A 23,503-nucleotide genomic window follows, 5' to 3' on the forward strand; every position below is an offset into this window, starting at 1 on the left:
CCGTGAGATCATCCTCTCGTTCGCCCTCAACAACCTCAAGAAGCTCACCAAAACACTATGATCCCGCTCCCGTACCGCATTTTCAATAGAGCAGTCAAATCCAGTACGGAGCGACCGATATCGATTGACCCAACGACGGTCGATGTCCATCTAACAGGTGGCAAGATATTCGCACCCGCCGTGGGTCCGATGGAGATCATCGAGACACCAAGTCACAGTCCGGGGCACGTATCGGCGTCTTTCCCGACGCAGAACTGCTCATTGTCTACTGCCGAACCGACATATACGATTGGTTCAAGCGCAGAGAGTAACAGCAGCCAGCGGGCGTCACAGACATAGAGGAATAGTACTCCGCGAAATGTGGTATTAGCTGACGTGGAATTTCGATCACCTCCGAGAGGAAACTGACAGCCTCAAAGAGTGGGAAGATACCAACTGTCCCATACGACACCTTCAGCATCGTCTACGACAAGCGGGCTGCCACCCGCTCCGGACATCTTGTTTTCATATCTGATACCTGCGGCGACACGCCCATAAGCGCCCTCGCCGCACCGTCGAGTAACCAGCGACCGACGGCCCGGGTAGAGCCGGGCCGCCGGTGGGGGAAACAGACAATGCCACAACACAGCCTGTTCAACGTGAACGACCGCGCGGTGAGTCCCACGTCGGCGGTGATGCTTATGACCGTGATCAGCGTGCTGCTCGCCGCGACCGTCGGGGCGGTCGTGCTCGGCGCGGGCGGGCAGGGTGGCGACGATCCGTCGACGGTACAGCTCACCGCGGACGTCGACACGAGCGCCGACGCGGTGACGCTCACGCACGCCGGCGACGACCCCGTCGCGGCGTCGGAGTACGAGGTCGTCGCCTACGCCGACGGCGCCGTCGTCGACCGGACCGCGGTCGGGACGGATCGGATCGCGACGGACGAGCGCGTCAGCGTCGATTACGCGACCGGCGGTGAACACGTCGTCGACGAACTGCGCGTCGTCCACGCGCCCTCGGAGTCGGTCGTCGCCACCGTCGCGCCCGCGGCCCCGGTCCGCGACTTCGACGGCTGGGCTTGACATCCTCCCGAGTGCGTACCAACCCGATGAGCCCGGCGTCTCACGACTGACCCCGAACTCCGAACGACGAGCGCTTGCCGACTGATCGTCTTCTCTCACTCCCACCGGGACCGGAGTCGTCGACCGGCCCGGAGCGCTGTCCCGATCCCGGGCGTCCCGTCGTGAACCCACAGCGCGACCGCGACAATCGTGAGACCGAGTTCGGGTGTGACCAGCGCCGCCGGCTCCAACTCGAGGAAGAACCCGATGATGGTGTAATCCAGCTCCTCCGGATACTGATACACGGGCGTGATCGGCCAGAGCAGCGCTCCGAGCTGCGCCCACTCGCCGGCCAGCGCCGCTGGGAGCATGTCGGCGAGGATGTGCGACAGGTAGACACCGACGAAGGCACCCGCCTCCAGCCGGCGGTCGTACCGCGTCGCAAGCGCCCACGCGATCGCTGCGAGGACCGCGAGAAACAGCAGCGAGTGCGCGAGGCTTCGCCCGGAGGGGATGACGCCGAACCGCCAGGCGAGCGGCTTGTCGATGAGGTCCGGGAGCTGCGTGCCGATCGCGACGGCGATCGCCGCCGGCCCCCGCGGCGAGACTCGATACCGGAGTCTGACGGCGAGTGACAAACAGAGGTAGCCGACCGCGAGGTGGCCCCACGGAAGCACGTCACCGGGTGGCCGTGCGGCCGGCTTGAAGACACCGATTTTTAGTCTGTCCGCACTCGTCCGTGGGAATACGACCTCGCCGCTCGTGCCGTTCTGTTCCCGAAGCTACATGTTAGCCGGGCGTTATCGGTGTCGTATGGATCTCACCGACGCTCGGGTCCTCATCACCGGCGGCGCAGGTCTCGTTGGAAGCCACCTCGCGGCGGCGCTGGCCGACGACGGCGCGGCGGTCCGCGTGGCGGACGACCTCTCGAAGGGCGACCGCAAGCGCGTCCCGGACGGCGTCGACTTCGTGAAGGCCGACCTCACCGACCCCGACGACGTGGCCGAGGCGGTCACGGGTGACCTCGACATGGTCTTTCACTTCGCGGCGTACACCGACACGAACTACGACGATGACCGGGAGCTGTTCGAGGCGAACTCCGCGATGACGTACAACGTCCTCGAACGAATGCGCGAGGTCGGCGTCTCCAACCTCGCCTTTACCTCCTCGTCGACGGTGTACGGCGAGGCTCCCCGCCCAACGCCCGAAGATTACGCGCCGCTTGAGCCCATCTCCATCTACGGCTCCGCGAAGCTCGCCGACGAGGCGCTCATCTCCACGCACGCCCACTCGTACGACCTCACGGCCTGGGTGTTCCGGTTCGCGAACATCGTCGGCCCGCACCAGCGCGGAAACGTCATTCCCGACTTCATCGAGAAGTTGCTCGCGGACCCCGACGAGCTCGAAATCCTCGGTGACGGCCGCCAGGAGAAGTCGTACATGCACGTCTCCGAGTGTGTGGACGCGATCCGACACGTCGTTGAGCACGCGGACGACGACCTCAACACGTACAACCTCGGGACGCGGACGACGACCTCCGTCACCGCCATCGCCGATATCGTGAGCGACGATCTGGGTGTCGACCCCGAGTACAGCTACACGGGCGGTGACCGCGGCTGGACGGGCGACGTGCCCAAGATGCGCCTGTCGATCGAGAAGCTCGCGGGCCTCGGCTGGGAGCCGTCGCTGTCCAGCCACGAGGCCGTCCGCCGCGCGACCCGCGATCTCGTCGCAGAGCTCGCACCCGAGAATCGCTCGGACGCCGCGTAGCTCGCACTCCCAATAATTTAATACATCTGAAATGCCACCCATCTACGGAGGGAGATCGTCACACGCTCCCTCTCCCCCCAAACCGACGGTGGGGAGCCGGCGCTACGCTCGGGTTGTTCTACGGACCTGTCGCCGGATGTCCCGCCCGATCACGACCAGCGTCACCCCGAGCACGACCGCGGAGAAGGCGGTCCAGAGCCGCACGTTGATCCCGTCGACGCCCGCCCAGAACGGCACGACGGGGCGCGGCTGCGCCGCGACGAACGGCCACAGCAGGTCCGGCGGAACCTGCCCCGCGAGCAGGATCTGGTACGTGTCGCCGACCAGATGCGACAGGTACGCGGCCACGAACGCGCCGGCGACGCGCGGCCGCTCGGTGTAGTGTCCGTACGCGAGCACGGCCACGGCGATCGGAAACGCGAACGGCAGCGAGTGTATGAAGACGCGGCCGCTCGGGAGCACGCCGAACTGGTGTGCGAGCGGCTTGTCCACGAGGTCCGGAAACTGACTGCCGACCGCGGCCGCGAACGTCACCCCGCGCGTCGGCAGGTGCCGGTCGCGGACGGCGACGTACGCCACCACCGGCAGAAGGGCGACGAGCAGGTGCTCGTGGGGGAACACACCATGTATTCCCGGCCGGCCCTCAAGAACGTTCTCACCCCGAATCGCGTGGCGGCTGGCAGCGCACCGGCAGGGTGCCGACCGGCCCCTGCTCGACCCTACCGTGCGTTTTATTTAGATCGCTGACAGGTGTCGGGTATGTGGTCGTGGCTGCCGACACAGGCGTCGACGGATGTTTCCCTGCGGGTGACGCTGGACCGGGACCGGCTCGCGGACCTGCTCGCTCCGGTGGCGGCGGTCGGCGACGAAGCCGTGCTCCGCGTCACCCCGGACGCCCTCACCGTTCGTGCCGCCGATGACGGCCACACCCGGTCGGTGACGGCGACGATCGACGCCGACGCCTGCTCACAGTACGCGGTCACGCCGGGGCGGCTGGCGGTCGATCTGTCGGCGCTCCGCGCGGCGATCGCCGCTGACGCGACGATCTCGGCTGAGACGGACCCGGTCACGCTCGCGTACGCGACGGACGACCCGGCGCTGACGGTGTCGCTGCCGACCGTCACCCACGAACAGCCCGTCGATCCGACACCGGAGGGGAAGGTCCCGCAGCTGAGCGAGTGGCCGGGCGGGGCCACGCTTCACCACCGCGCCGAACCGCTGACTGAGGTCTGTGACTACTTCGCGGCAATCGCGGAGGTGGTTGCCGTCGAGTACGACGGCTCCCGGAACGCCTTCCGGATCGAACGCGTGGCCGCGCACTCGGCCGACGACGCGCCGCGGAGGACGGGCACCTACGAGCGGACCGCCGACGAGCTCCCGGGCGAGACGGTCGCTGCGACGGTCCGAGCGACGTTCGACAGCGCGCTGTTGCGCGATCTCGTCGCCGCGACCCCTGGAGACGCGCGTCTCCGGCTCGACATCGCCGACGCGCACCCGCTCCGACTCGGGTGGACGAGCACGCACCCCGACCAGCGGGGCGACACACCGGTCGAGGTCACCGCGCTCCTCGCGCCCCGCCAGATGCCCGCCCGAGACGATACTGATACCGAGTGAGACGCGGCCGCCCCGACGACGAACGGCGACGCCCAGTAGGCGGCACGGCCGACCGTGCGGCCGCTCGGCGACGCGATCAACAGACAGAGGCGGCTCGGACGCCGGGGGTAACTTACATGTAGCCGAGGTCGCGCAGGCGCTCCATCAGGTCCTCCTTGTCCTGGGCGCGGCCGGCGCGCTCGGTCGTGCCCTCGAGGTTCTGGAGCCACGCGGGCTCTTCGGTCGTCTTCTCCGTCGAGACCTCGCTGCCGAGCGAGCGGAATCCGGCGAAGTACTTCGGCGAGATGGGTACGTCCGCTTGGGTGACCCCCTCGGGGAGGTCGTCGTCGGCCTGCGGGATGTACCCCTCGTCGGGGAACGCGTCGACGGTGTCCGGCACCACGAAGTTCCAGAAGGCGTCCCACACGTCGGTCTCGGCGAACTGGAGGATGGGCTGGATGCGATCGTGGGGCGGGAACAGGTCGGGGTCGTGGCGCGGCGAGAAGAACGTCTCGTCGGCGCGGGCCTCCTGTTCGTCCCAGCGGACGCCCGAGATGACGCCGTCGATGTCGTACTCCTCGAGTGCGTCGTTGAGCGCGACCGTCTTCAGCAGGTGGTTCCCGACGTAGGTATCCAAGAGGAACGGGAACGCGTCCTCTTCGAACTCCAGGATCTCTCGGATGTGGTGCTGGTTGTGCTCCGAGAGCGCGTCGACGGGGATGTCGTCACCCGGCTCCAGCCCGTGTTCCTCGACGTACGCGCCGACGTCGTCGTTGCGGGCGTACACGAGGTCGATCCCCCACTCGTCGGCCCAGTGCTCGACGAAGTCGGTGATCGAGTCGAAGTGCTGGAAGTGGTCGATGAACACGGCGGTCGGCTTCTCGTAGCCGTACTCCTCGGCCACCTGATTGATGAAGTACAGCGTCAGCGTGGAGTCTTTGCCGCCGGTCCACATCACCGCGGGGTTGTCGTACTGTTCGAGCCCGCGGCGGGTGACCTCGACCGCCTTCTCGATTTTGTGCTGGATCGACGGGTAGTCGTCGGGACTCTCGCCCTCGCCGTCCGTGTAATCGACGTCGACGCTCGCCGGGAAGTCGTTGGACATGTGACTTGACATTCAGTTGTTGTTAATGGGTATTTCGGTTCCAACTCGGGACACGGGGGGTCAGTTCCTCGTGGCCGAGGCGCCGCTCGGATCCAAACTCATGTCGGCCCATAGATTTATTGTTACTTAAACTTCAGTTACGTCAATGACCGACGAACTGCTCCGCGCGACGGTGAGTGTTCGCGGCGTCATCATCGACCCCCGTGGACGGAACCTCGTCCTCCAACGCGCGACGGACGGGCAGTGGGAGCTGCCCGGCGGACGGCTCGCCGCCGGGGAGCCGGTCCGTCGCGGCCTCCGCCGAGAGATCAGCGAAGAGACGGGAATCTCCGTCGAGATCCACACGCCCGTGGCGACGAACGCGTGGATCAACGACGACGAGGAGGGGCGCTTCGCCGTCCATTACAAGTGTTACACCTCCCAGCGCAACGTCGATATCAGCGACGAGCACGTCGACTGGGGGTGGATGCTCCCCGAGCGGGCGCGTCGCGTCCTGAACGAGCCGCAGACCGCGGCCGTCCAAGCGGTCTCGACCCGACCGTCGACCGGCCAGCCCGCCGACCAGTCGCTGTCGCAGGACTGACGCCGTCCGTGATCGTCCGCGGGCGCGGCGGGTTCGGTTCCGTCGTATCGCCGCTCCGGTCACGGAGCGGTGTCGTCGGAGCGCTCACCGTGTTGGTCCAGCAACGGCGTGACGATCCGTACGACCTCCAGCACTCCTTCATCGATCCCGACGGTCTCGGCGTCTCCCTCCCGACACAGCGCTTCGAGCTCCGGAGCCGCGATCTCGCCCCGGGAGACCGCGCCGACGAGCGTGTCCGTGTCGCTCTCGACGACCGCTTCGACGTCGGCGGCGAACTCGCCACGCTCGACCGGGGGCTCTCGGCCTCGACTCATGTTAACTCACACTATCTCGAACTGATTAGTAATCTCATATAAATATTTCTCCGACGCGGATTCCGACCCGACTCCGTTCGGTTCCGGTGGGCGGTCCCCTCCTCGGGTGACACGGTATGTGCTGGCAGCCGCTAGTCGTCTGCCCGTTCGTGTCGTCCGGCGAGCTCGTCCGAGGCGGTGACCGCATCGGTCGCGGTGTCTGCCGGGACCGAATCAGGTGCGAACGCGGCCGTCTCGTAGGCCTCCGTGACCGTTCGTAGCCGCGTTCGATCGACGTTCGCGTCGTCCCGCCGGCGGCGGTAGAACTCCCAGTGCGTCCCCGTCGCGTCGCTCTCCGGCGGTCGTAGCCGCGAGCGCATCGCCGCGTACGCGATCCGGACGGCGTCGTCCGGCTTGCCGGTCGAGAGGGCGGTCCGCGCGCGGTCGAACGGGGTGCCGCCGGACGCCGGTCCCCCACTCGCGTCGGCGCTCGTATCGGCTCCCGTCGACGCGCTGTCGCCCGGCGTCGACGAGTCCGGAGGAACGCCGTCCACCGGCTCAGCGACCAGCCCCAACCGCGATCCGAGCCGTTGCCCCCACCGTCGCACGGATCGGTGGCCGATCACGAGCAGCGCACCCGCGACGATAAGCCCCCCGACGAGAAGCGACCTGAGCGCGGTGTTCTCCGTGACGGCGTCGGCGCTTCCGCCGCCGGTCGCCCCGCTTGACTGTGGTAGCGTCACCTGCCGCGCGGCGGTGCTCGCCTCGAGGTTCGTTCCGGCGGCGTCGAAGCTCGCGGTGACGGTCACCGGCCCACCGGACTCGACGTCGTCCGGAACGGCGACCGTCTCGCGATATTGTCCGTCGCCGTCGGTGGTGATCTGACCTGTCTCCGTCCCGCCGACCGCGATCGCCACCTCTCGGCCCGTGAGTGCGGTCCCCCCGCCAGTGGTCAACGCGCCGGTTACCGTCACGTTCTCCCCGTCGCCCGCCGTCGCGTTCACCGTCAGCGTCGTCGGCGTCGACCGGACCGTGAGGGGGTCCGCGGCCGCCGATCGCTCGATCGCGGCGTCGCGGCGGTCGATCGCGACCTCGAGGTCGGACTCGCCGGCCGGCACGCCCGCGGGCAGGACGCCGTCGACCGCGAACCCGCCGTCCGGACCCGTTTCGGCCGTGGCGAGCCGGCGGCCGTCGACGGCGAGCGCGACCGGAATCCCGCCGATCGCCCCCCCGGGCGCGCCGTCCACCTGTACCGTTCCGTTGGCGCGCACGGGCTGGTCGAACGCGACCGTCTCGGTCGCCCCCGTGAGCGTCATCGACGTGTTCGCCTGCCCCGCGATCGAGAGCGGGACCGTCCGGGTCGCGGGCAGATACCGGCCGCTCGCGGCGGGCTCGTACGCCACCGTCAGGTTCGACGCCGCGGTCGAGACCAACAGCGGCCGATACGTCGCCGCGAACGTGCCGTTCCGATCGGTGCGCGTCGTGACGCTGTCCGCGCCCGCCCGGATCCGTATCGAGCCGTTCGCGACCGGCGTGCCGTTCGCCGTCGTGAGCCGGCCGGAGACGGTCGCCGGCTCGCTCACCGAGACGTCCGTTCGGTTCGTCTCCGCGGCGAGCCGCGTCGCCGTGAACTCCTGCTGTTCGATCACGACCGCCGCTTCCCCGACCTGTAACTGTGCGTCTTCGATCGCCTGCTGCGCCTCTTCGAAGTCGATCCCGGTCTCGTTCCCCAACGCCGCGTACTGCCGGTCGAGCTCGTCGGCGGTCTGGTTGAGTTCCTCGGCCCCTGCCAACAGCTCGCGGGCCAGCTCGCGGCGGCGCTCGTTGTCGCCCGCCTCGACGGCCGCCTCGTATTCGGCCCGCGTCGCCTCCAGCTCCTCGATCGTTTCGATCACCGACCGCTGCTGTTCGCGGGTCAGGTTGAACCGCTCCGCGAGCGTCTCTTCGTCGAGGTCGCGAGCGACCGCGGCGTACCGGTCGAGGAGATCACCGTACTCCTCGTCTAAGGGCGCACGACCGCGCTCGTACTCTCTGGCGTTGATCGCGAGCGCGCTCTCGGTCAGCCGCTCGCCGAGCCGCGACGCGAGGTACGCCGAGACGCGCCGGTCGTCCCCTTCCTCCCGAACCTCGTCGGGATTCTCGTGCGGGGCGGTCGCGTTCCCCGTCTCGGACCCGTTCGCGGGCGCGTCCGGCGCGGCGGGCGTCGCGCCGACGCCGCCGCCGATCGCGCCGACGAGCACGACCACGGCGACGAGCGTGCCGAGACTATGTATCCGTGCCGACACAGGTTCACTCCGGGGGCGGTGGTTAAATCAGTTGTCAGTACTGACACGCTCAGACCTGTCGGCGAGGCCAACTTTCAATGCGGTCGGGGGTTCACCTCCACCCGATGAACGTCACGGGGCGCTGGTGGGCGACCGCGGGAACCGGCGTCGCCCTCGTCGCGCTCGGCGTGGCGGCCGACCGGCCGATCCTCCTGCTCGGAGCGGCGGGGCTCGGCGCCTGGCTCCTCGGCACCGCCGCGGCGGCGAGTCGGTCGATGCGACGCCTCGTCGACCGCCTGACGGTAGAGTACGACCTCGCGACGGCCACGGCGGTCGTCGACGCGAGCGCGACCGCGACGCTGACGGTCAGGCGTCCCCCCGAGACGGCCGCCGCGACGCTGACGGTTCACGTGAACACGCCGCCGGGCGTCGACGGCGACGGGACGGCGCGGCCGCTCACGCTCGACCGGGGAACCACCGAAGCTACGACGACGGCGTCGCTCGCGTTCCCCATCGCGGGTCGCTTCGAGTTCCCCGCCCCGACCGTCGAGGTCGGTGGCCCGTTCAGTCTATATTGGACGCAGGTTCGGCTAGGCAGCGCGCCGACGGTGACGGTGACGCCCCGGACGCCGGACCTCCACGTCGGGCAGAGCGGCGAGAAGATCCACAGCGTGTACGGGGAACACCAGGCGGCCCGGCCCGGCCCGGGTATTACGACCCGAGAGCTCAGACAGTACGTCCCCGGCGACGACATCCGGCGGATCGACTGGAACGCGACGGCCCGTCTGGCCGAGACGTACATCCGGGAGACCGAGGGCGAAACGGACCGACAGGCGATACTCGTCGTCGATCGCCGTCGTCCGATGTCGGTCGGCCGGGACGGCGAGCGGCCGCTGGACTACGCCCGCGAAGTCGGCATCGGTGTCACGCGCGCCGCGCTTGACCGGGGCGACCCGATCGGTCTCTGGACGGTCGGGGGGAGCGGTCCCACCGCGTCGGTCACTCCCGGCTCCGCCGCGCGGACGTACGGACGCATCGAAACCCTCCTGTACGGGTTGACGCCCACGGACGGCGGCGACGCTCGGGACGCCCGCTCCGTCGTTCGCGCGCAGACGCTCGCGGATCGGCTCGACGGGGACGCGAGCCGCTTCGCGCGGACGCTCTCCGCGTACACGGGCGATCCCGACGCGTACGTGACGCTGCTCCGCGACGACCCGCTCGTCGGCACCGTCGAGCGGATTCGCAACCGAAGCGGCCGGGAGGGGCTGATCGTGATCGTCACGAGCGACGCGCAGCCGACGGCGCTCCGAGAGGCGGTGAAAACCGCGATCCGCGGCGGCGGCCGGGCGCTGGTGTTCCTCCTACCTGGGTGTCTGTTCGAGCCGGCGGGGCTGACAGATCTCGACGCCGCGTACGGGCGGTACCGGGCGTTCGAACGGCTGCGTCGCGAACTCGATCAGCACCCGCGCGTGACCGCCTTCGAGCTCGCCCCGGACGCCAGGTTGAACGCTGTACTCGAACACCGCCGGACGACGCGGGAGGCGTCACGATGACGACTCCCTCGCTGGGCGAGGAGCGGCGACGCCGCGCCGCCGGCTCGCTGTCGACCGTCGCCCGCGACGGCGGCAGCCTCGCCGCGCTGCTCGTCGTCGCCGGAACCGTGCTGGCGACCGGCTCCGTCCGCGCGGTGATCCTCGCGACGCCGTTTCTACTGGCGGCGCTCCCGACACCGTCCCCCGTCGCGTTCGCCGCCGGACAGCTCGCGGTCCTCCCGACGGTCTCCGTCGAGGACGCCGCGGCGGCGACGGTCGCGCAGCTCGCGCTGCTCGTAGTGCTCACCGAACCGGCGCGCGCGGTCGGGAGCCCGTACGCCGTCGGTGCCACGCTCGTCGCCGCGGTCGGGCTGGCGGGCCTGCTCGCCGGCGGCCTCCGGTACGGGCTCGTCGTCGCAGGCGGCCTGTTGTGCCTCGCCGTCGCGTGCGGGACGTATCTCGCTCGCCGGGTGACGCTGGTTCGGCTCGGCCTCGTCGGCGACGGCGGGGAGTCGGGTGACGAAGCGTCGGTCGCCAATGAGGTCGTCAGCGAGGAGTCGCACGGCGAAGCGACCGGCGGCGACCGCCCGGACGACCCGTCTGTCACCAAGCCGAAAGAGTAAATTCCGCGGTTCGAGAACCCGACGGTAGCGCGATGGACGACACGGGGAACACGGAGGCGACCCGCGGCGCCGAGACCGCCGGGACCGAACCGACGGCCGACGCGAGCGAGTCCGCGGATCTCCAGACGAGGGTGGCCGTGCTCGAGGCCGAGAACCGACAGCTTCGCGACGAGCACGCGCGCGCGAAACGGGCCACCTATCGGCAGACCGCGCTCGGCCTGTTCGCCGTCGGCGCGCTCGGGCTGCTCGGCGGCGTCGTCTTCCCCGACGCCCGGTCGGTGCTGTTCGCCCTCGGGGGGACCGGCGTTTTCGCCGGGGTGTTGACGTACGTCCTCACCCCTGAACGGTTCGTGACTGCCAGCGTCGGCGCACGCGTGTATCAGGCGCTCCGCGCCGATCGCGACGCGATGCTCGGCGAGCTCGGGATCGGCGGCGATCCGGTGTACGTCCCCGTCGACGGCGTTCGCGTGTTCGTCCCCCGTCACGAAGGCGCGCCACTTCCCGACGCCGCCGAGCTGGTCGACCTGTTCGTCGTGCCCGAGGACTCTGAGCACGGCGGCGTCGCGTTTCGCGCCACCGGCGCGCCGCTGTTCGACGAGTTCGAAACGACGCAGTCGCGGTCGGTCGACGCGACGCCGCAGGCGGTCGCGCCGGTGCTCGCCGACGCGCTCGTCGAGCTGTTCGAGCTCGCAGACGGCGTCGACCACGACGTCGACACCGAGACGAACCGCGTCACGTTCGAGATCGCCGGTGCCGGTCTCGGCGACCCGACCGGCATCGACCACCCGATCCCGTCGTTCCTCGCCGTGGGACTCGCTCGCACGCTCGACGCGACGGTCCGCGTCGAGGTCCGCGACGACCCGCTGACGGTCACCTGTCGGTACGACCCGAACTGGTCTCTCTCGTCCGACGGGACGGCGGCGACCGACTCGGCCCCGGAGCGCCGCGACGGAGCGAGCGCCGCGGCATAGCCGGTCCGATCCGCCGACCTCAGTCGTTACCGCCGGACTCCGGATCGTCCGCCACGGATCCGCCGTCGGCGGCCTGCGGCTGTCGCTCGCTCGTCTCGGCGAACGACGCGTCTGCGCTCGGCGGCGAGACGCCCTCGACCGCCGCTCGGATGATCTCGGTCACGGTGCGGTCCGAGAGCTCCGCGTCCGTGGTCCGGATCACGCGGTGGACGAGCACCGGCTCCGCGAGCGCCTTGACGTCGTCCGGGATCACGTACGATCGGCCGCGGATCGCCGCCCGGGCCTTGCTTCCGGCGAGAAACGCGAGTGTAGCACGGGGCGATCCCCCGTAGCGGAGCGCGGACGAGCTCCGCGTTTTCGCCACGATGTCGAGGATGTACTCCTTGACGGGGTCCGCCACGAAGACGTCGGTGACCGCCTCACTCGCGGCCTGAATCTCGCTCGTCTCGACGGCTTGGGTCACGTCGTCGGCATCGAGCGTCGGCGTCTCGTCAAACTGGTCGAGCACCGTCCGCTCGTCGGCGCGGTCGGGGACCTCGACCGTGTACTTGAGCTGGAAGCGGTCGCGTTGGGCCTCCGGGAGCTCGAACACGCCCTCCATCTCGATTGGGTTCTGCGTGGCGACGACCATGAACGGCTGCGGGAGCGCGAGCGTCTCCCCCTCGATCGTGACCGTCGACTCCTCCATCGCCTCCAAGAGCGCGCTCTGCGTCTTCGGCGTGGCGCGGTTGATCTCGTCGGCCACCACGAGGTTCGCGAATATCGGTCCCTTTCGGAGGGTGAACTCACCGGTGCCCTGCTGATACACGTTCGTGCCGGAGATGTCGGCGGGGACCATGTCGGGCGTCATCTGAACGCGACTGTACGACAGCCCGATCGCCCGGCTGAACGCGTTCGCGATCGTCGTCTTCGCGACGCCGGGAACGCCTTCGAGAAGCACGTGCCCGTCCGTGAGCAGCGCGATCGTGAGCCCTTCGAGAACCGCTTCGTTACCGACGACCACGTCGCTCGTCGCCTCGCGGATCGCCTCGTACACCGCCGCCGGACTACTCATCTGCGTCACCTCGTGTCCGCTCAGATAAAACGTCTGTCATTACGTGACGGAGCCGAGATTCGTCCCACTCCGGGTAGCGCTCTCGGAGCGCGGCGAGGACCGCCGCCTCGTCGACGGGGTCGCCGTCGCGCTCCGTTCCGCGGAGCCACGCGGGGAGCCGGCGTCGCCACCTCGGCGGGAGCACCGGCGACAGGGACCGCCGAACCGCGCCGACGAGTCCGCCGGAGAGCCACGCGTGTCCCCAGACGGCTCCGACTCCGAGCGCGCCGACTCCCAGCTGGAGCGCCGTCGACGACTCGAAGCGGAGGGAGGCGGCCGCGAGCGCCGGCTGCTCGCCGGCGTGTGAGTAGTCGAGCAGCGCGCGGTCGTGTCCCTCGAAGACCGCCGTCGCGAACGCCGCGTTGTCCGGCTGCGACAGCATCGCGTTGATGAACAGGCTCGGGTCCCCGACGGCGACGACCCGCCCCTCGCCGACGGACTCGGCGGTGACGACCGGGTACGTGCCCAGCTCGTCACCGGCCGACAGATTCCCGGTCCCGTTGCGATCGAGGTACGCGAACGGCGACGTGGTGGCGACCACCGTCGCGTTGCCGGGATCGATCGCGGTCCCCTTGTTCAGCGTTAACTGGTCGACGCCGTCGGTGTCCCGCGTCTCGCTGACGTTCGTCGCGACCGGAAGCGACGGCGCGCGGTAGTAGTGCCGTTCGTCTCGGAGTTGGGTCCCGTTGAACCGCGCGCTCGCGCCGAGGTCGTCGAGGAGCGCGTTGCCGTGCGCCCCGAAATCGTCCGCAAGGACGAGCGTTCCGCCGGCGTCGACGAACGCCCGCACGCGCTGCGTGTCGTTCGCCTCGTATCCGTCAATCGGCGCGAGGACCACGGCGACCGACCCGTTGGCGTCGCCCCGCTCGTATGGAGCCGTGTCGAGCAGGACCTGACTGTCCGTCCGCTGGTCGGCGAGCTCCCGGAAGTCGCTCGTCCCGTCCCACTCGAGGTTGTACGCACCGAAGGCCGCACCGGTGGTGCTCGCCGCGACGACGAGCGCGAGGCCGACGGTCACCGCCAACGCGTACAGCACGGCGCGAGGGGTCGACGGGAGCTGCATCTACAGGACTCCCTCCGGCAGGATCTCGAGGATCCGCCTGACGACGATGTATCCGAACCCGGCGAGTCCGACGACGATGACGGGAACCAACCGACGCCGCCAGCGGGGCGTCACGTTGAACGGCGCGGTCAGCTCGACGACGACGAGCAGGCCGATGAGCGAGAGCACGAAGAAGAGCTCGAGCTCCAGCGACTCGAGCAGCGTCAGGCACACCGTCGCCCCGAGCATCCACGCGACGACGCCGTAGACGAACCGCCGCCGTCTCCCGATAGCCATTACGTCTTGGTTTGTGTAAATAGATATCAATGCTGTGGTGCGTTCGGCGTCGGTGTCCCGGCGGCGTTCCGGCGATCGAGTCGCTTTTGTCCGTCGTCTTATTTGAGTGACGTATGGCGGATCGCCGGGAGATCTGGCTGGTCGTCCCCCGTCCAGTCCGTCGACTTCCCGCCGATCTCGCGGCGACGACGCTCCTCACGCTCCTCACGCTCCTCGCCGTCTTCGTCCCGGTGATCAACGAGACGCCGCTCCGGGTCCTCTTCGGGCTGGGGTTCGTGCTGTTTCTGCCCGGCTACGCGTTTATCGCGGTGCTCTTTCCGGAAGCCGGCGCGTCCCCCGCCACGACCGAGACCGGCGGAGGGCATGGGGGGCCGACCGAACCGGACGAGCGACCGGCCCCCGTGCCGGGGACCGAGGCGGCGGCCGCCGAACCGGGGACCGATTCGGGCGAGGGCAACTCCGGAGCGACCGTGGCCGACCGATCGGGTATCGACGGGATCGAGCGCGTCGCGCTCTCGTTCGGTCTCTCGATCGCGGTCGTCCCGCTCATCGGGCTCGTGTTGAACTTCACGCCGTGGGGGATCCGGCTGGTGCCGGTGGTGACCGCGGTCGCCGGGTTCACGCTTGGCTGCGTCGCCGTCGCCGCGCGTCGTCGGTGGGCGCTTCCTCCGGAGGAGCGGTTCGCGGTCCCGTACCGCGAGTGGCTCGCCGCCGCCCGGCGAGAGCTGTTCGAGCCGGACGACCGGACCGACGCCGCGCTCAACGTCGTCCTCGCCGTCTCCGTGTTGCTCGCGGTCGCGAGCGTCGGCTACGCGGTCGCCGTTCCGCCCCAAGGCGAGCGGTTCTCGGAGCTCTACTTACTCACTGAGACGCCGGAGGGGGAGCTCGTCGCCGACGACTATCCGGAAACGATGGCCGTCAACGAGACCGCCGAGCTGATCGTCGGCATCGGGAACAACGAGTACGAGCCGACGGAGTACCACGTCGTGGTCCAGCTCCAAGAGGCCGAGACCGAGGGGAACGAGACGACCGTGATCGAACGCACGGAGATCGATCGGTTCGCGGCGACCCTCGATCACAACGCGACCCACCACGAGCGACACACGCTTCGGCCGACGCGGACCGGTGAGGACCTCCGCGTACAGTACCTCCTCTACCGCGACGCCGTTCCGGAGAATCCGACAGGCGGGAGCGCGTACCGCGAGCTTCACCTCTGGATCGACGTGGAAGCGAGCTGATCCGACGGCGGGAGTTGCTCCGATCGCCGGGCGTCCGTTCGTTCACACGACCGAGACATTCGACCACCGATTTTGTTTCGAGAGACAGAGCTGTTTGCTGCCGATCTGAGTGCGTCGGCCGCTGATCACCCGTCCAGGCCGGGTCGGGGCGTGACTTCCGACGAGGCTGACGCTTTTTTTGAGCTTACAGCGGGTTTCGCGTGCTTTGAGCTACACCTGTAAAACACGTCAACTGCTCAGAAGTTTTATTAAATAAGAATCAAATGACTGTGATATCGTTTCGGCATGGTAACAAAAGTCGGATCCCACGGGGGAGGGGCGTAAATGACGGCTGACTCATCAACACGCGATACGAAGCGAACGACGGTCGGTTCGTCCGAGAGAGTTACAACGCTGTTTGCGGTGGCGATGGCGGTCGCGATGGTGCTCAGCATGTCGGCACCGGCGCTGGCCGCGGGACCGTCACCGCCGCAGGCGGACGGAGCGCACGACGGCTCCTCGGTCGAGTCGAGGGTCGTTACAGGCGGCGGAACGGACGCATCCGCTACCGGCGACGGGGCCGGTGTGACGGATCTACGTCAGACGAACGGTACCGAGGATCGTTCGGGCAACGAGACGGACGCCGCCGGTCACACCATCACGCTGGTCACCGGCGAGACGGTCCATCTCACCGAGACGGCGGACGGGTGGTCCGTGACCGGTCAGACGGGATCGAACATTCGGGTCGTCGAGTCCGGCGGTTCGACGTACGTCTATCCGAGCGACGTGGACTTCTCCGTGTACGACCGGACACTGTTCGACGTCGAGTTCCTCATCGAGCAGGGGCTGACCGACGCCGAGACCGACGCGATTCCCGTCATCGTCGACGTGAGTGGGACGAGTTCGTCCGCGGTCGGAACGATGGACGACATCTCCGGATTCTCTAACGCGCGCTCGCTCGACGCGATAGGCGCGAGCGCCGCGACGGTCGACAAAAGCGCCGGCACGACCGCACTTGACCGACTGGAACGAGAATACGGGCTCGAATCCGTCCATCTCGATTACAGGGTCAACGTGTCGCTCAACACGTCCGTCGAGGCGATCGCGGGTGAACAAGCCCGTCGACAGTACGACGTGAACGGGTCCGGCGTGACGGTAGCCGTGCTGGACACTGGGGTCGACGCCGATCACCCGGACCTCGACGATGCGGTCGTCAACCAAGTTGACTTCACGGAAGACGGAACGGGAGACCGGCAGGGTCACGGGACCCACGTCGCCGGCACGATCGCCGGTGACGGCTCGGCCGACGGGAACCTCACCGGCGTCGCACCCGGCGCCGATGTCATGGACGTGAAGGTGCTCGGGGACGACGGCAGCGGGTCGGTTTCTCAGGTCATCGAAGGCATCGAATACGCCGACGCGAACGGCGCCGATGTCATCTCGATGAGCCTGGCCGGTCCGGGAGACCTCGACGATCCGATCGTTGAGACCGTCACCGAGGTCGAAGCGAACGGGACCGTCGTCGTGGCCGCCGCCGGGAACAGTGGTCCCGACCGCCGGACGATCGGCTCGCCCGCGTTGGCACCGTCCAGTATTGCCGTCGGCGCCACGGCCGCTTCGACGGGCGAACTCGCGGGGTTTTCCTCGCGAGGCCCCACGACAGCGGGGATCGTCAAACCCGATCTCGTCGCGCCCGGCGTCGATATCACCGCCGCGAACGTCGACGGGACCGGCGACGGCGACACCCCTGATCCGTACCGTGAAGCCAGCGGAACGAGCATGGCGACGCCGCACGTGAGCGGGGTCGTGGCGCTCATGCTTGACGCCGATCCGGACGCCACGCCCGATCGGGTCCGAAACACGCTGTTGTCGACGACGGACGCGCCCGTCGGTGGCGCGGATTCCCCGACTCATCCGTTCGCGCAGGGGACCGGCCGGGTGAACGCGAGCGACGCCGTGGCACCGGACCTCGTTCTCACCAACGCGACCGAAAGCCTCGGCGTCATCGGCGACAAACCGTACGTCAACCGAACGTTAACCGTCGCGAATCCGACGAACAATTCGGTCGAGCTGTTCGTCGAGCCGTCGATGACCGACGTCACCGACGGGACCGCGAGCGAGACGCCGTGGGTCGAACGCGACCGGATCGCGCTCAACGCGAGCGAATCGGCCACGCTGAACTACTCCGTCGCCACCGACGTGGACGGCGGGTCGTACGCCGGCGAGATCGCGCTCGTCGAGAACCGGACCGGTGATCGGCACCGCGCGGTCTTCGGATTCGTCTCCGGAGAACGCATCACCGTCGAGAAGGCGGCCTTCAGCGACGGCGGCTCAGTCGTCGGGGATACCGTCTGGGTCGAGTCCGACGATGAGGCGGCGGTGAAGAACATCGGTAACGACGGCAGGGCGACGTTCCTCGTGACCGGAGAGGAGTACGTCGTCCACTCCGCCGGCTTCGACGAGGACGCCAACCAGCCGATCTCCACCGCGGAGTGGGTGAACGTCTCCCGGACGCAGAGCGTGACGCTCAACGAGTCGGCGACGGTACCGGTCACGCTGAACGGCTCCGCGTTCGAGGGGGGTGTCAGGTCGGTTCAGGTGATGCCGAAAGCGCAGTTCCGGATCGGGGAGTCGTCGGTGACGTGGACCGGTCGCTACGACAACAGGAACGCGAAAACGGTCCGGTTCACGCCGAACGACCGGGTGAACGCCAGCGTGGCACACGCCTTCGCCCCGGGTGCGCAACACGGCAGCGGCTCCGACCTCGACGTGGACGATGTCTACTACGACGTTCAGCACGTCCTCCCCGTCACGGGACCCGTCGAGTACACCGTAGAACCCGACGAGTTCGCGACGATAAACACCACGTACCTCCGGTCTGCGGAGGGTGAAGATCACGCGATCCACCTCCACTCGCACTCGACCCGGTACGACGACGGCTCCTCCACGAGTGCGATCTGGGACGTCGGCGACCGCGTCGACCAGCGGATCCACCTCTCCGGAGACGCGAGGATAACCGTTAACGGGTGGACCGACTTCGGCGTTCTCTGGCAGACCGACGGTTACGTGAACCCCGAGGCCGGGGAGAGATTCGAAGCCGCGTTCCAACGGCTTCCGGCTACCGGCGACGTGCGGCTGGAGGTGGACTCGGACCGCGTCGAGGTCGACGGCCTGTTCATGACCGACCAGCCGCCGCACCGACTCGAATACCGCTCTCGCGAGGTCGAGAACAACCCGTATCGAGTGGCGATCAACGGCGAGTCGGTGGCCAACGGAACCGCGGACGGCGACGTCGACGAGTACATTGACCACAACCTCACCGACGGCGACGAGGTTGCCGTCAGCATGCTCGGTCGGAACCCCGGCGGCGTCCTCTCGACGCAGACCCGAACGGAAGCGCTCGTCACCTACGACGAGACCGGAGACAACACGCCGCCGACGCTCGAAAGCGTCGAGGTCGGCGACGCCGACACGTACAACCGGGTCGACGCCGGCAACGTCACGATTCGCGTCGACGTCGAAAGCAGCGACGGCGTCAACGCCAGCGCCGCTCGCGTACTCACCGCTCCCGGCGACGTGGACGATCCGGCGTTCTTCAACGGAACGGTCAACCCCAACGGCACCTGGAGCGAGCACGACGTGACGGTCTCGACCGAGGGAGACGTCGAGGAGCTCGAAGCGACGGTCAACGCCAGCGACTACGACGGCACGCTCCACTTCGCCACGCTCGTCAGCGACACCGGGGGCGACGCGTACTACACCGAAACGCGAAACGCCGTCCACGTCGGTACCGTGCCGACGCTGGAGGACGGGGCCGACGACGGTGACGAGGGGTCGACCGCGACGGAGACGATCACCGGCGAGCTGACCACGGCCGACGGCGAGCCCGCGAGCGAACGCTCAGTGATCGTCAACCGCCGCGACACGAGTGAATTCCTCTACAGATGGGCCGAGACCGGCTCAGACGGCTCCTTCGCGGTTGAGGTCGAGAGCGGCGGCGTGTACGATCTCACGTACCTCGAAGCCGACGAGAACCAAGAGGGCTTCGAGCGGAACGGAAACGTCGACATACAGAACATCGGTACTGTCGACCTCTCCGGCAACGATACCGCCACTACCGCTCCCGATTACGCCGGGTCGTCCGACACGTCAGCGGGCGTGACCGCTTCCGTTAGTGTGAGCGACACGGCCGACGCCGCCCTGATCAACACCACGGACCCGAGTCTCGGGGCGGTCGAGATCGAGCGAGGCGACCCGCTCGTTGTCAACGTCACCGACGAGAGCGGCGCGCCGGTTCGAGCTGCGGGTGTCGTGTACAGAGACGCCGGGCCAGACGACTTCTTCGGCACCGGATACGTCCTACGGACCGATGCCGACGGGATCCCGATATCGCCCGACGACGCCCCCGGCTTGGAGATGAACGGCTCGACCGATCTCTCTGTGTCGCCGCCGCCCCTACCGCGGCTGAACCAGACGGCGACCGAGACGAGCGTCACCGTCGAAAACGAGACGCGCACTACCGTCACACTCGGCGAGCGGTCGCCGAGCGCGTACGTCGGACCGTCGTACGGCGGCGACGGCGGCAACTACACGACGATCCAGGACGCGGTCGACGGGGAGTCCGAGGACGCGCTGATCGTCGTCGAGAACGGGACGTACAACGAGACGGTCGACGTCGCGAAGTCGGTCGCGATCGTCAGCGAATCGGCGTACGCGTCGAACTCGACGGCGGCGGACGCGCCGGACGAGACGGTCCTCGACGGCGGCGGCGACCGGACGGCCGCCTTCGCGCTCGCGGGGGGTGTCGACGACGTCTCGATCGCGGGATTCCACGTCCGGAACTACGAGGTCGGCATCGGTAGTCCCGCTGGTAACACCACGGACGTCGGGATCATCGATAACACGATCCGGAACGTCTCGACGGGGATCGCCGACGCCGGCTCCGGCGGCGCCGACCCGAACGCCGAGTGGTACGTTCGGGGGAACGTTATCGACGCTCCGGCCCGAGCAGGGATCGAGCTGGGCAACACCCGTAACGCCGTGATCCTCGAGAACGTCATCTACGGCGACGGCGACGTCACGCCCGCCTCGGAACCCGTCGATGACGCCGATCTGACGACGGCGGACCGCTCGACGGCCGCGACCGTCGAGACCGGTACTCTCGTGGGAATCGGCGTGAACCAGACCGCGAACACCGACAGCGTACGGATCGAAGGGAACGATCTTCGCGGCAGCTACAACGACACCGGCATCGCTGCCGTCGCACGGAACGCACAGCTTACCGGCGTCGAAATCCGCGACAACGACCTCGGGGACGCTCGGTTCCAAACCGCAGGCGTGCTCCTCGACACTATGGAGAGCGGGTATCTCTCCGACGCCGTCGTTACCGACAACGCGGTGACCGGTACGGAGTCGCTCGGCGCCGTCACCGTGTCGGCGTCCGGCGCGGAAAGCGACATGTTCGACGTCGAAGTCACTCGAAACACGCTCGCCGACTCCGCAGTCGGTGTCGCAACCGTCTCAGCGCGAGACGCCGGGTTTGCCGGTGACGTCCGCGTCGAAGCCAACGACATCTCGAATACCGATGTCGGCGTCGCCGTCAGCTCTGCGCAGGACTTCAGAGAGATCGACATCGAAGGCAACGACATTACGACCGCCGAATTCGGAATCGGTGTCGAGACGCCGTTCGATCCGAGCACGGACTACACCGTCACGGTCGAAACGTTCGAGAATCGCATCGAAAACACGTCGATCGCTCTCGGTGTCGGCGGAGCGAACGCGCGCGCCTTCGCTGACGGTGACGCGCTCGTCGGCAACGATCAAGGTGTTGCTTCGGTCGGCGGCGCAAACGTTGACGTCGAGAACGCGAACGTGAGCGACAACCGCGTCGGTCTCAACGCTAGCAACGGGAGTCGCATCGTCGCTCGCCAGAGCGAGATCGCCGGCAACGCGGAGTTCGGTGCCCTCGTCCCTGACGGAAACGCGACGATCGAAGCAACCAGTAACTGGTGGGGCGCTGTCAGCGGACCGGGCGGTGGCGTTGCTGATCCGAACACCGGCACGACGGCAGACGGAGCCGGGGATAACGTCTCCCGAAACGTCACGTTCGATTCGTGGCTCGAGGGAGAGCTCGTAACGGCGTCCGGAACCGTTCTCCGTCCCGACGCCCAGCCGGCAAGGGGTCTCGCCACCGTCCTGACGGAGAACGGGGGAGACAGCGTCGAAATCGCTCCGGACGGACGCTTCGCCGCTGTCGCTGAAAACGGCTCTCAACCCGTCGTCGGCTATGAAGCACGGACGGCGGACGGGTTCGGATCGACGCGCGACGGCGTCGCTGACCTGTACGCGTTCGGTACCGATTCGCTCGTGGACGGCGATACCGATCTCGGCAACTACACGCTTCCCGAGGCGAGCGTCCTCAACGTCACGGTCGTCGACGAGAACGACACGGCGGTCGAAGGGGCGCGGGTCAGCGTCGTTCACTGGGAAGACACCCACGGAGACGGATCCGCGTTCGGCACCGGCGACCAGACGACGAACGCCGACGGCGAACTCGTTCTCCGGAACGCCGAACGTCCCGGCATCGAGGTCACCGGCAACGTGACGGTCGAAGTCTTGCCGCCCGAGGGCGACACGCGGTTCGCGGACGAGACGCGTGAGATCGACCTCACCGTCACCGAAGACAACCAGAGCACCGTCGAACTCACGGAAGCCGCCGCGACTGAGTACGCGATCGAGCCCGAGACCGAACAGCTCGACCCTGGTGGGTCGGTGCCGATGAACGTCACGGTCGACACGTCGATCAACGTCACAGCGTCCAACTTCACCGTGACGTTCGATCCCGCACTCCTGAACGCGTCCGACCTACAGCCGGGGGGCTTCTTCGGCAGCAACGCGGCCACCACCGAAGCGATCGATAATCAGGCGGGCCACGTCGACTTCGGTGTCGTCGAGCCCGGAGCGGACGGGGCGAACGGGACGGGGACGCTCGCAACGGTGACGTTTACCGCCAACGCGTCAGTCTCCGGAACCCCCGAAACGGAGGTTGCCTTCGAACGCGCCACCGCTCGCGACGCGTCCAACGAGACAGTTCCGGTCGACACGCGGGACGCCGCCGTGACGATCGATGACGGGACCGGCGGCGGAGATGGCGGTGATGACGACGATGGTGGTGATGACGGCGGCGACGACCCGTCTGAACCGACCGTCACCGCGGCGATCGCCGCGAACCAGACCGGCGTCTACTCCGGCGACGCGATATCGTTCAACGCCTCCGCGAGCGAGGGTACGGGTCTCACATACGAGTGGACGTTCGGCGACGGCACGAGCGCGACCGGTGAAACCGTCGAACACGTCTACGACGCCACCGGGACGTACAACGTGACGCTCACCGTAGCGAACGGGAGCGCGTCCGACACTGATCGGATCGCGGTCAGCGTCGTCGAACCGGTCGAAGCGGAGATCATTCCGGCCGACCGGATATTCGCCGACGTCGACGAATCCGTCCAGTTCGACGGGTCTGAAAGCGCGGGCAACCGGACCGGTGAGAACCTCACGTACGAGTGGGCGTTCGGGGACGGGACGACCGCCGGCGGCGAGGCAATCACGCACGACTACGACACGGTAGGCGAGTACACGGTTACGCTCACCGTCACTGATACTGTGACGGGTGAGACGACGACTGACACCGTTGCGGTCGAGGTCAGCGGTAACACCGAGGAGGGAACTCCCGGCTTCGGACCGCTCGCCGCGCTCGTCGCGCTGGTGTCGGCAGCACTCGCTGCCCGAGTCCGAAACTAGACACACCGACTAGCGTCGGAACCGATTTTCACGGCGTCCTGTTGACCGCCGGGTCCCGACGCTCTCCGCAGTCCGACTACGGAACGGATCGGCCTCACAGTCAGACGAAGCCGTCTCTTCACGGCCGAAGTGGATCTATTGAACTCTCTGGTCGGATTCTGGGCGTGTTCAGACAGCAATCGTCTGCTCTATTGAAAATGGAAGACAGCAACGGGATCACGCCGTAATGAGTTTAGGAAAACGAGGTCGAGAAAGCGGTAATGGGAGTCGCCTTGCT

At 67.9% G+C, this 23,503-nt stretch carries 17 protein-coding genes; 9 read left to right on the forward strand and 8 right to left on the reverse strand.

Annotated elements, in window-relative coordinates:
- Window positions 1-614 precede the first annotated feature (614 nt).
- Complete coding sequence (locus J2744_RS15070) at window positions 615-1,064, forward strand: type IV pilin (RefSeq protein WP_210114030.1); 450 nt, start codon at window positions 615-617, stop codon at window positions 1,062-1,064.
- 95 nt (window positions 1,065-1,159) lie between these two features.
- Here J2744_RS15070 and J2744_RS15075 read toward each other — a convergent pair whose 3' ends face one another.
- Window positions 1,160-1,720 (reverse strand): metal-dependent hydrolase, encoded by a 561-nt coding sequence (locus J2744_RS15075; protein ID WP_210114031.1) that lies wholly within the window; start codon window positions 1,718-1,720, stop codon window positions 1,160-1,162.
- A 136-nt stretch (window positions 1,721-1,856) separates the two neighbouring features.
- Here J2744_RS15075 and J2744_RS15080 point away from each other — a divergent pair, with 136 nt between their 5' ends.
- Window positions 1,857-2,813, forward strand: coding sequence for an NAD-dependent epimerase/dehydratase family protein (locus J2744_RS15080; protein ID WP_210114032.1), 957 nt, complete (start codon window positions 1,857-1,859; stop codon window positions 2,811-2,813).
- Between the two features lie 102 nt (window positions 2,814-2,915).
- Here the strand turns inward: J2744_RS15080 and J2744_RS15085 are convergent, their stop codons facing one another.
- Window positions 2,916-3,434 carry a metal-dependent hydrolase gene (locus J2744_RS15085; protein ID WP_210114033.1) on the reverse strand — a complete coding sequence of 173 codons (519 nt, stop codon included), beginning with the start codon at window positions 3,432-3,434 and terminating at the stop codon, window positions 2,916-2,918.
- Window positions 3,435-3,572: 138 nt separating this feature from the next.
- Here J2744_RS15085 and J2744_RS15090 point away from each other — a divergent pair, with 138 nt between their 5' ends.
- Window positions 3,573-4,427: a beta clamp domain-containing protein gene (locus J2744_RS15090; protein WP_210114034.1), complete on the forward strand. Its 855-nt coding sequence runs from the start codon at window positions 3,573-3,575 to the stop codon at window positions 4,425-4,427.
- Window positions 4,428-4,539: 112 nt separating this feature from the next.
- Here J2744_RS15090 and J2744_RS15095 read toward each other — a convergent pair whose 3' ends face one another.
- Window positions 4,540-5,511: a phosphoadenosine phosphosulfate reductase family protein gene (locus J2744_RS15095; protein ID WP_210114035.1), complete on the reverse strand. Its 972-nt coding sequence runs from the start codon at window positions 5,509-5,511 to the stop codon at window positions 4,540-4,542.
- Between the two features lie 145 nt (window positions 5,512-5,656).
- Between J2744_RS15095 and J2744_RS15100 the strand changes: the two genes are divergently transcribed.
- On the forward strand, window positions 5,657-6,094 hold the full coding sequence (locus J2744_RS15100; RefSeq protein ID WP_210114036.1) for an NUDIX hydrolase: 438 nt from the start codon (window positions 5,657-5,659) through the stop codon (window positions 6,092-6,094).
- A gap of 59 nt (window positions 6,095-6,153) precedes the next feature.
- On the opposite strand, the gene J2744_RS15105 is transcribed toward J2744_RS15100, so the two are convergent.
- A complete protein-coding gene (locus tag J2744_RS15105; RefSeq protein WP_210114037.1) occupies window positions 6,154-6,408 on the reverse strand; it encodes a hypothetical protein in 255 nt (84 codons plus the stop codon).
- Window positions 6,409-6,539: 131 nt separating this feature from the next.
- The gene (locus J2744_RS15110; RefSeq protein WP_210114038.1) at window positions 6,540-8,672 is read right to left on the reverse strand and encodes a hypothetical protein; all 2,133 of its coding nucleotides are present in this window, start codon (window positions 8,670-8,672) and stop codon (window positions 6,540-6,542) included.
- 77 nt (window positions 8,673-8,749) lie between these two features.
- On the opposite strand from J2744_RS15110, the gene J2744_RS15115 reads away from it, so the two are divergent.
- The 3 genes from J2744_RS15115 to J2744_RS15125 are packed head-to-tail and all read left to right on the forward strand — an operon-like array spanning window position 8,750 to window position 11,777.
- The gene (locus J2744_RS15115; RefSeq protein WP_210114039.1) at window positions 8,750-10,204 is read left to right on the forward strand and encodes a DUF58 domain-containing protein; all 1,455 of its coding nucleotides are present in this window, start codon (window positions 8,750-8,752) and stop codon (window positions 10,202-10,204) included.
- On the forward strand, window positions 10,201-10,806 hold the full coding sequence (locus tag J2744_RS15120; RefSeq protein ID WP_210114040.1) for a hypothetical protein: 606 nt from the start codon (window positions 10,201-10,203) through the stop codon (window positions 10,804-10,806). Before J2744_RS15115 ends, J2744_RS15120 begins: the two co-directional genes overlap by 4 nt.
- Before the next feature lie 32 nt (window positions 10,807-10,838).
- Window positions 10,839-11,777 (forward strand): hypothetical protein, encoded by a 939-nt coding sequence (locus J2744_RS15125; protein ID WP_210114041.1) that lies wholly within the window; start codon window positions 10,839-10,841, stop codon window positions 11,775-11,777.
- Window positions 11,778-11,796: 19 nt separating this feature from the next.
- On the opposite strand, the gene J2744_RS15130 is transcribed toward J2744_RS15125, so the two are convergent.
- Genes J2744_RS15130 through J2744_RS15140 form a run of 3 tightly spaced genes read right to left on the reverse strand, consistent with a single transcriptional unit; the run spans window position 11,797 to window position 14,209 of the window.
- Window positions 11,797-12,831, reverse strand: a complete 1,035-nt coding sequence (locus J2744_RS15130) for an AAA family ATPase (RefSeq protein ID WP_210114042.1) — start codon at window positions 12,829-12,831, stop codon at window positions 11,797-11,799.
- A complete protein-coding gene (locus tag J2744_RS15135; protein WP_210114043.1) occupies window positions 12,824-13,933 on the reverse strand; it encodes a DUF4350 domain-containing protein in 1,110 nt (369 codons plus the stop codon). Before J2744_RS15135 ends, J2744_RS15130 begins: the two co-directional genes overlap by 8 nt.
- Entirely contained in the window at window positions 13,934-14,209 is a 276-nt protein-coding gene (locus tag J2744_RS15140; protein WP_210114044.1) for a hypothetical protein, read from the reverse strand.
- Between the two features lie 113 nt (window positions 14,210-14,322).
- Here J2744_RS15140 and J2744_RS15145 point away from each other — a divergent pair, with 113 nt between their 5' ends.
- Window positions 14,323-15,447, forward strand: a complete 1,125-nt coding sequence (locus J2744_RS15145) for a DUF1616 domain-containing protein (protein WP_210114045.1) — start codon at window positions 14,323-14,325, stop codon at window positions 15,445-15,447.
- 564 nt (window positions 15,448-16,011) lie between these two features.
- On the forward strand, window positions 16,012-23,226 hold the full coding sequence (locus J2744_RS15150; RefSeq protein WP_210114046.1) for a S8 family serine peptidase: 7,215 nt from the start codon (window positions 16,012-16,014) through the stop codon (window positions 23,224-23,226).
- Window positions 23,227-23,503 lie beyond the last annotated feature (277 nt).

Source organism: Halorubrum trapanicum (assembly GCF_017873555.1).
GTDB classification, from domain to species: domain Archaea; phylum Halobacteriota; class Halobacteria; order Halobacteriales; family Haloferacaceae; genus Halorubrum; species Halorubrum trapanicum.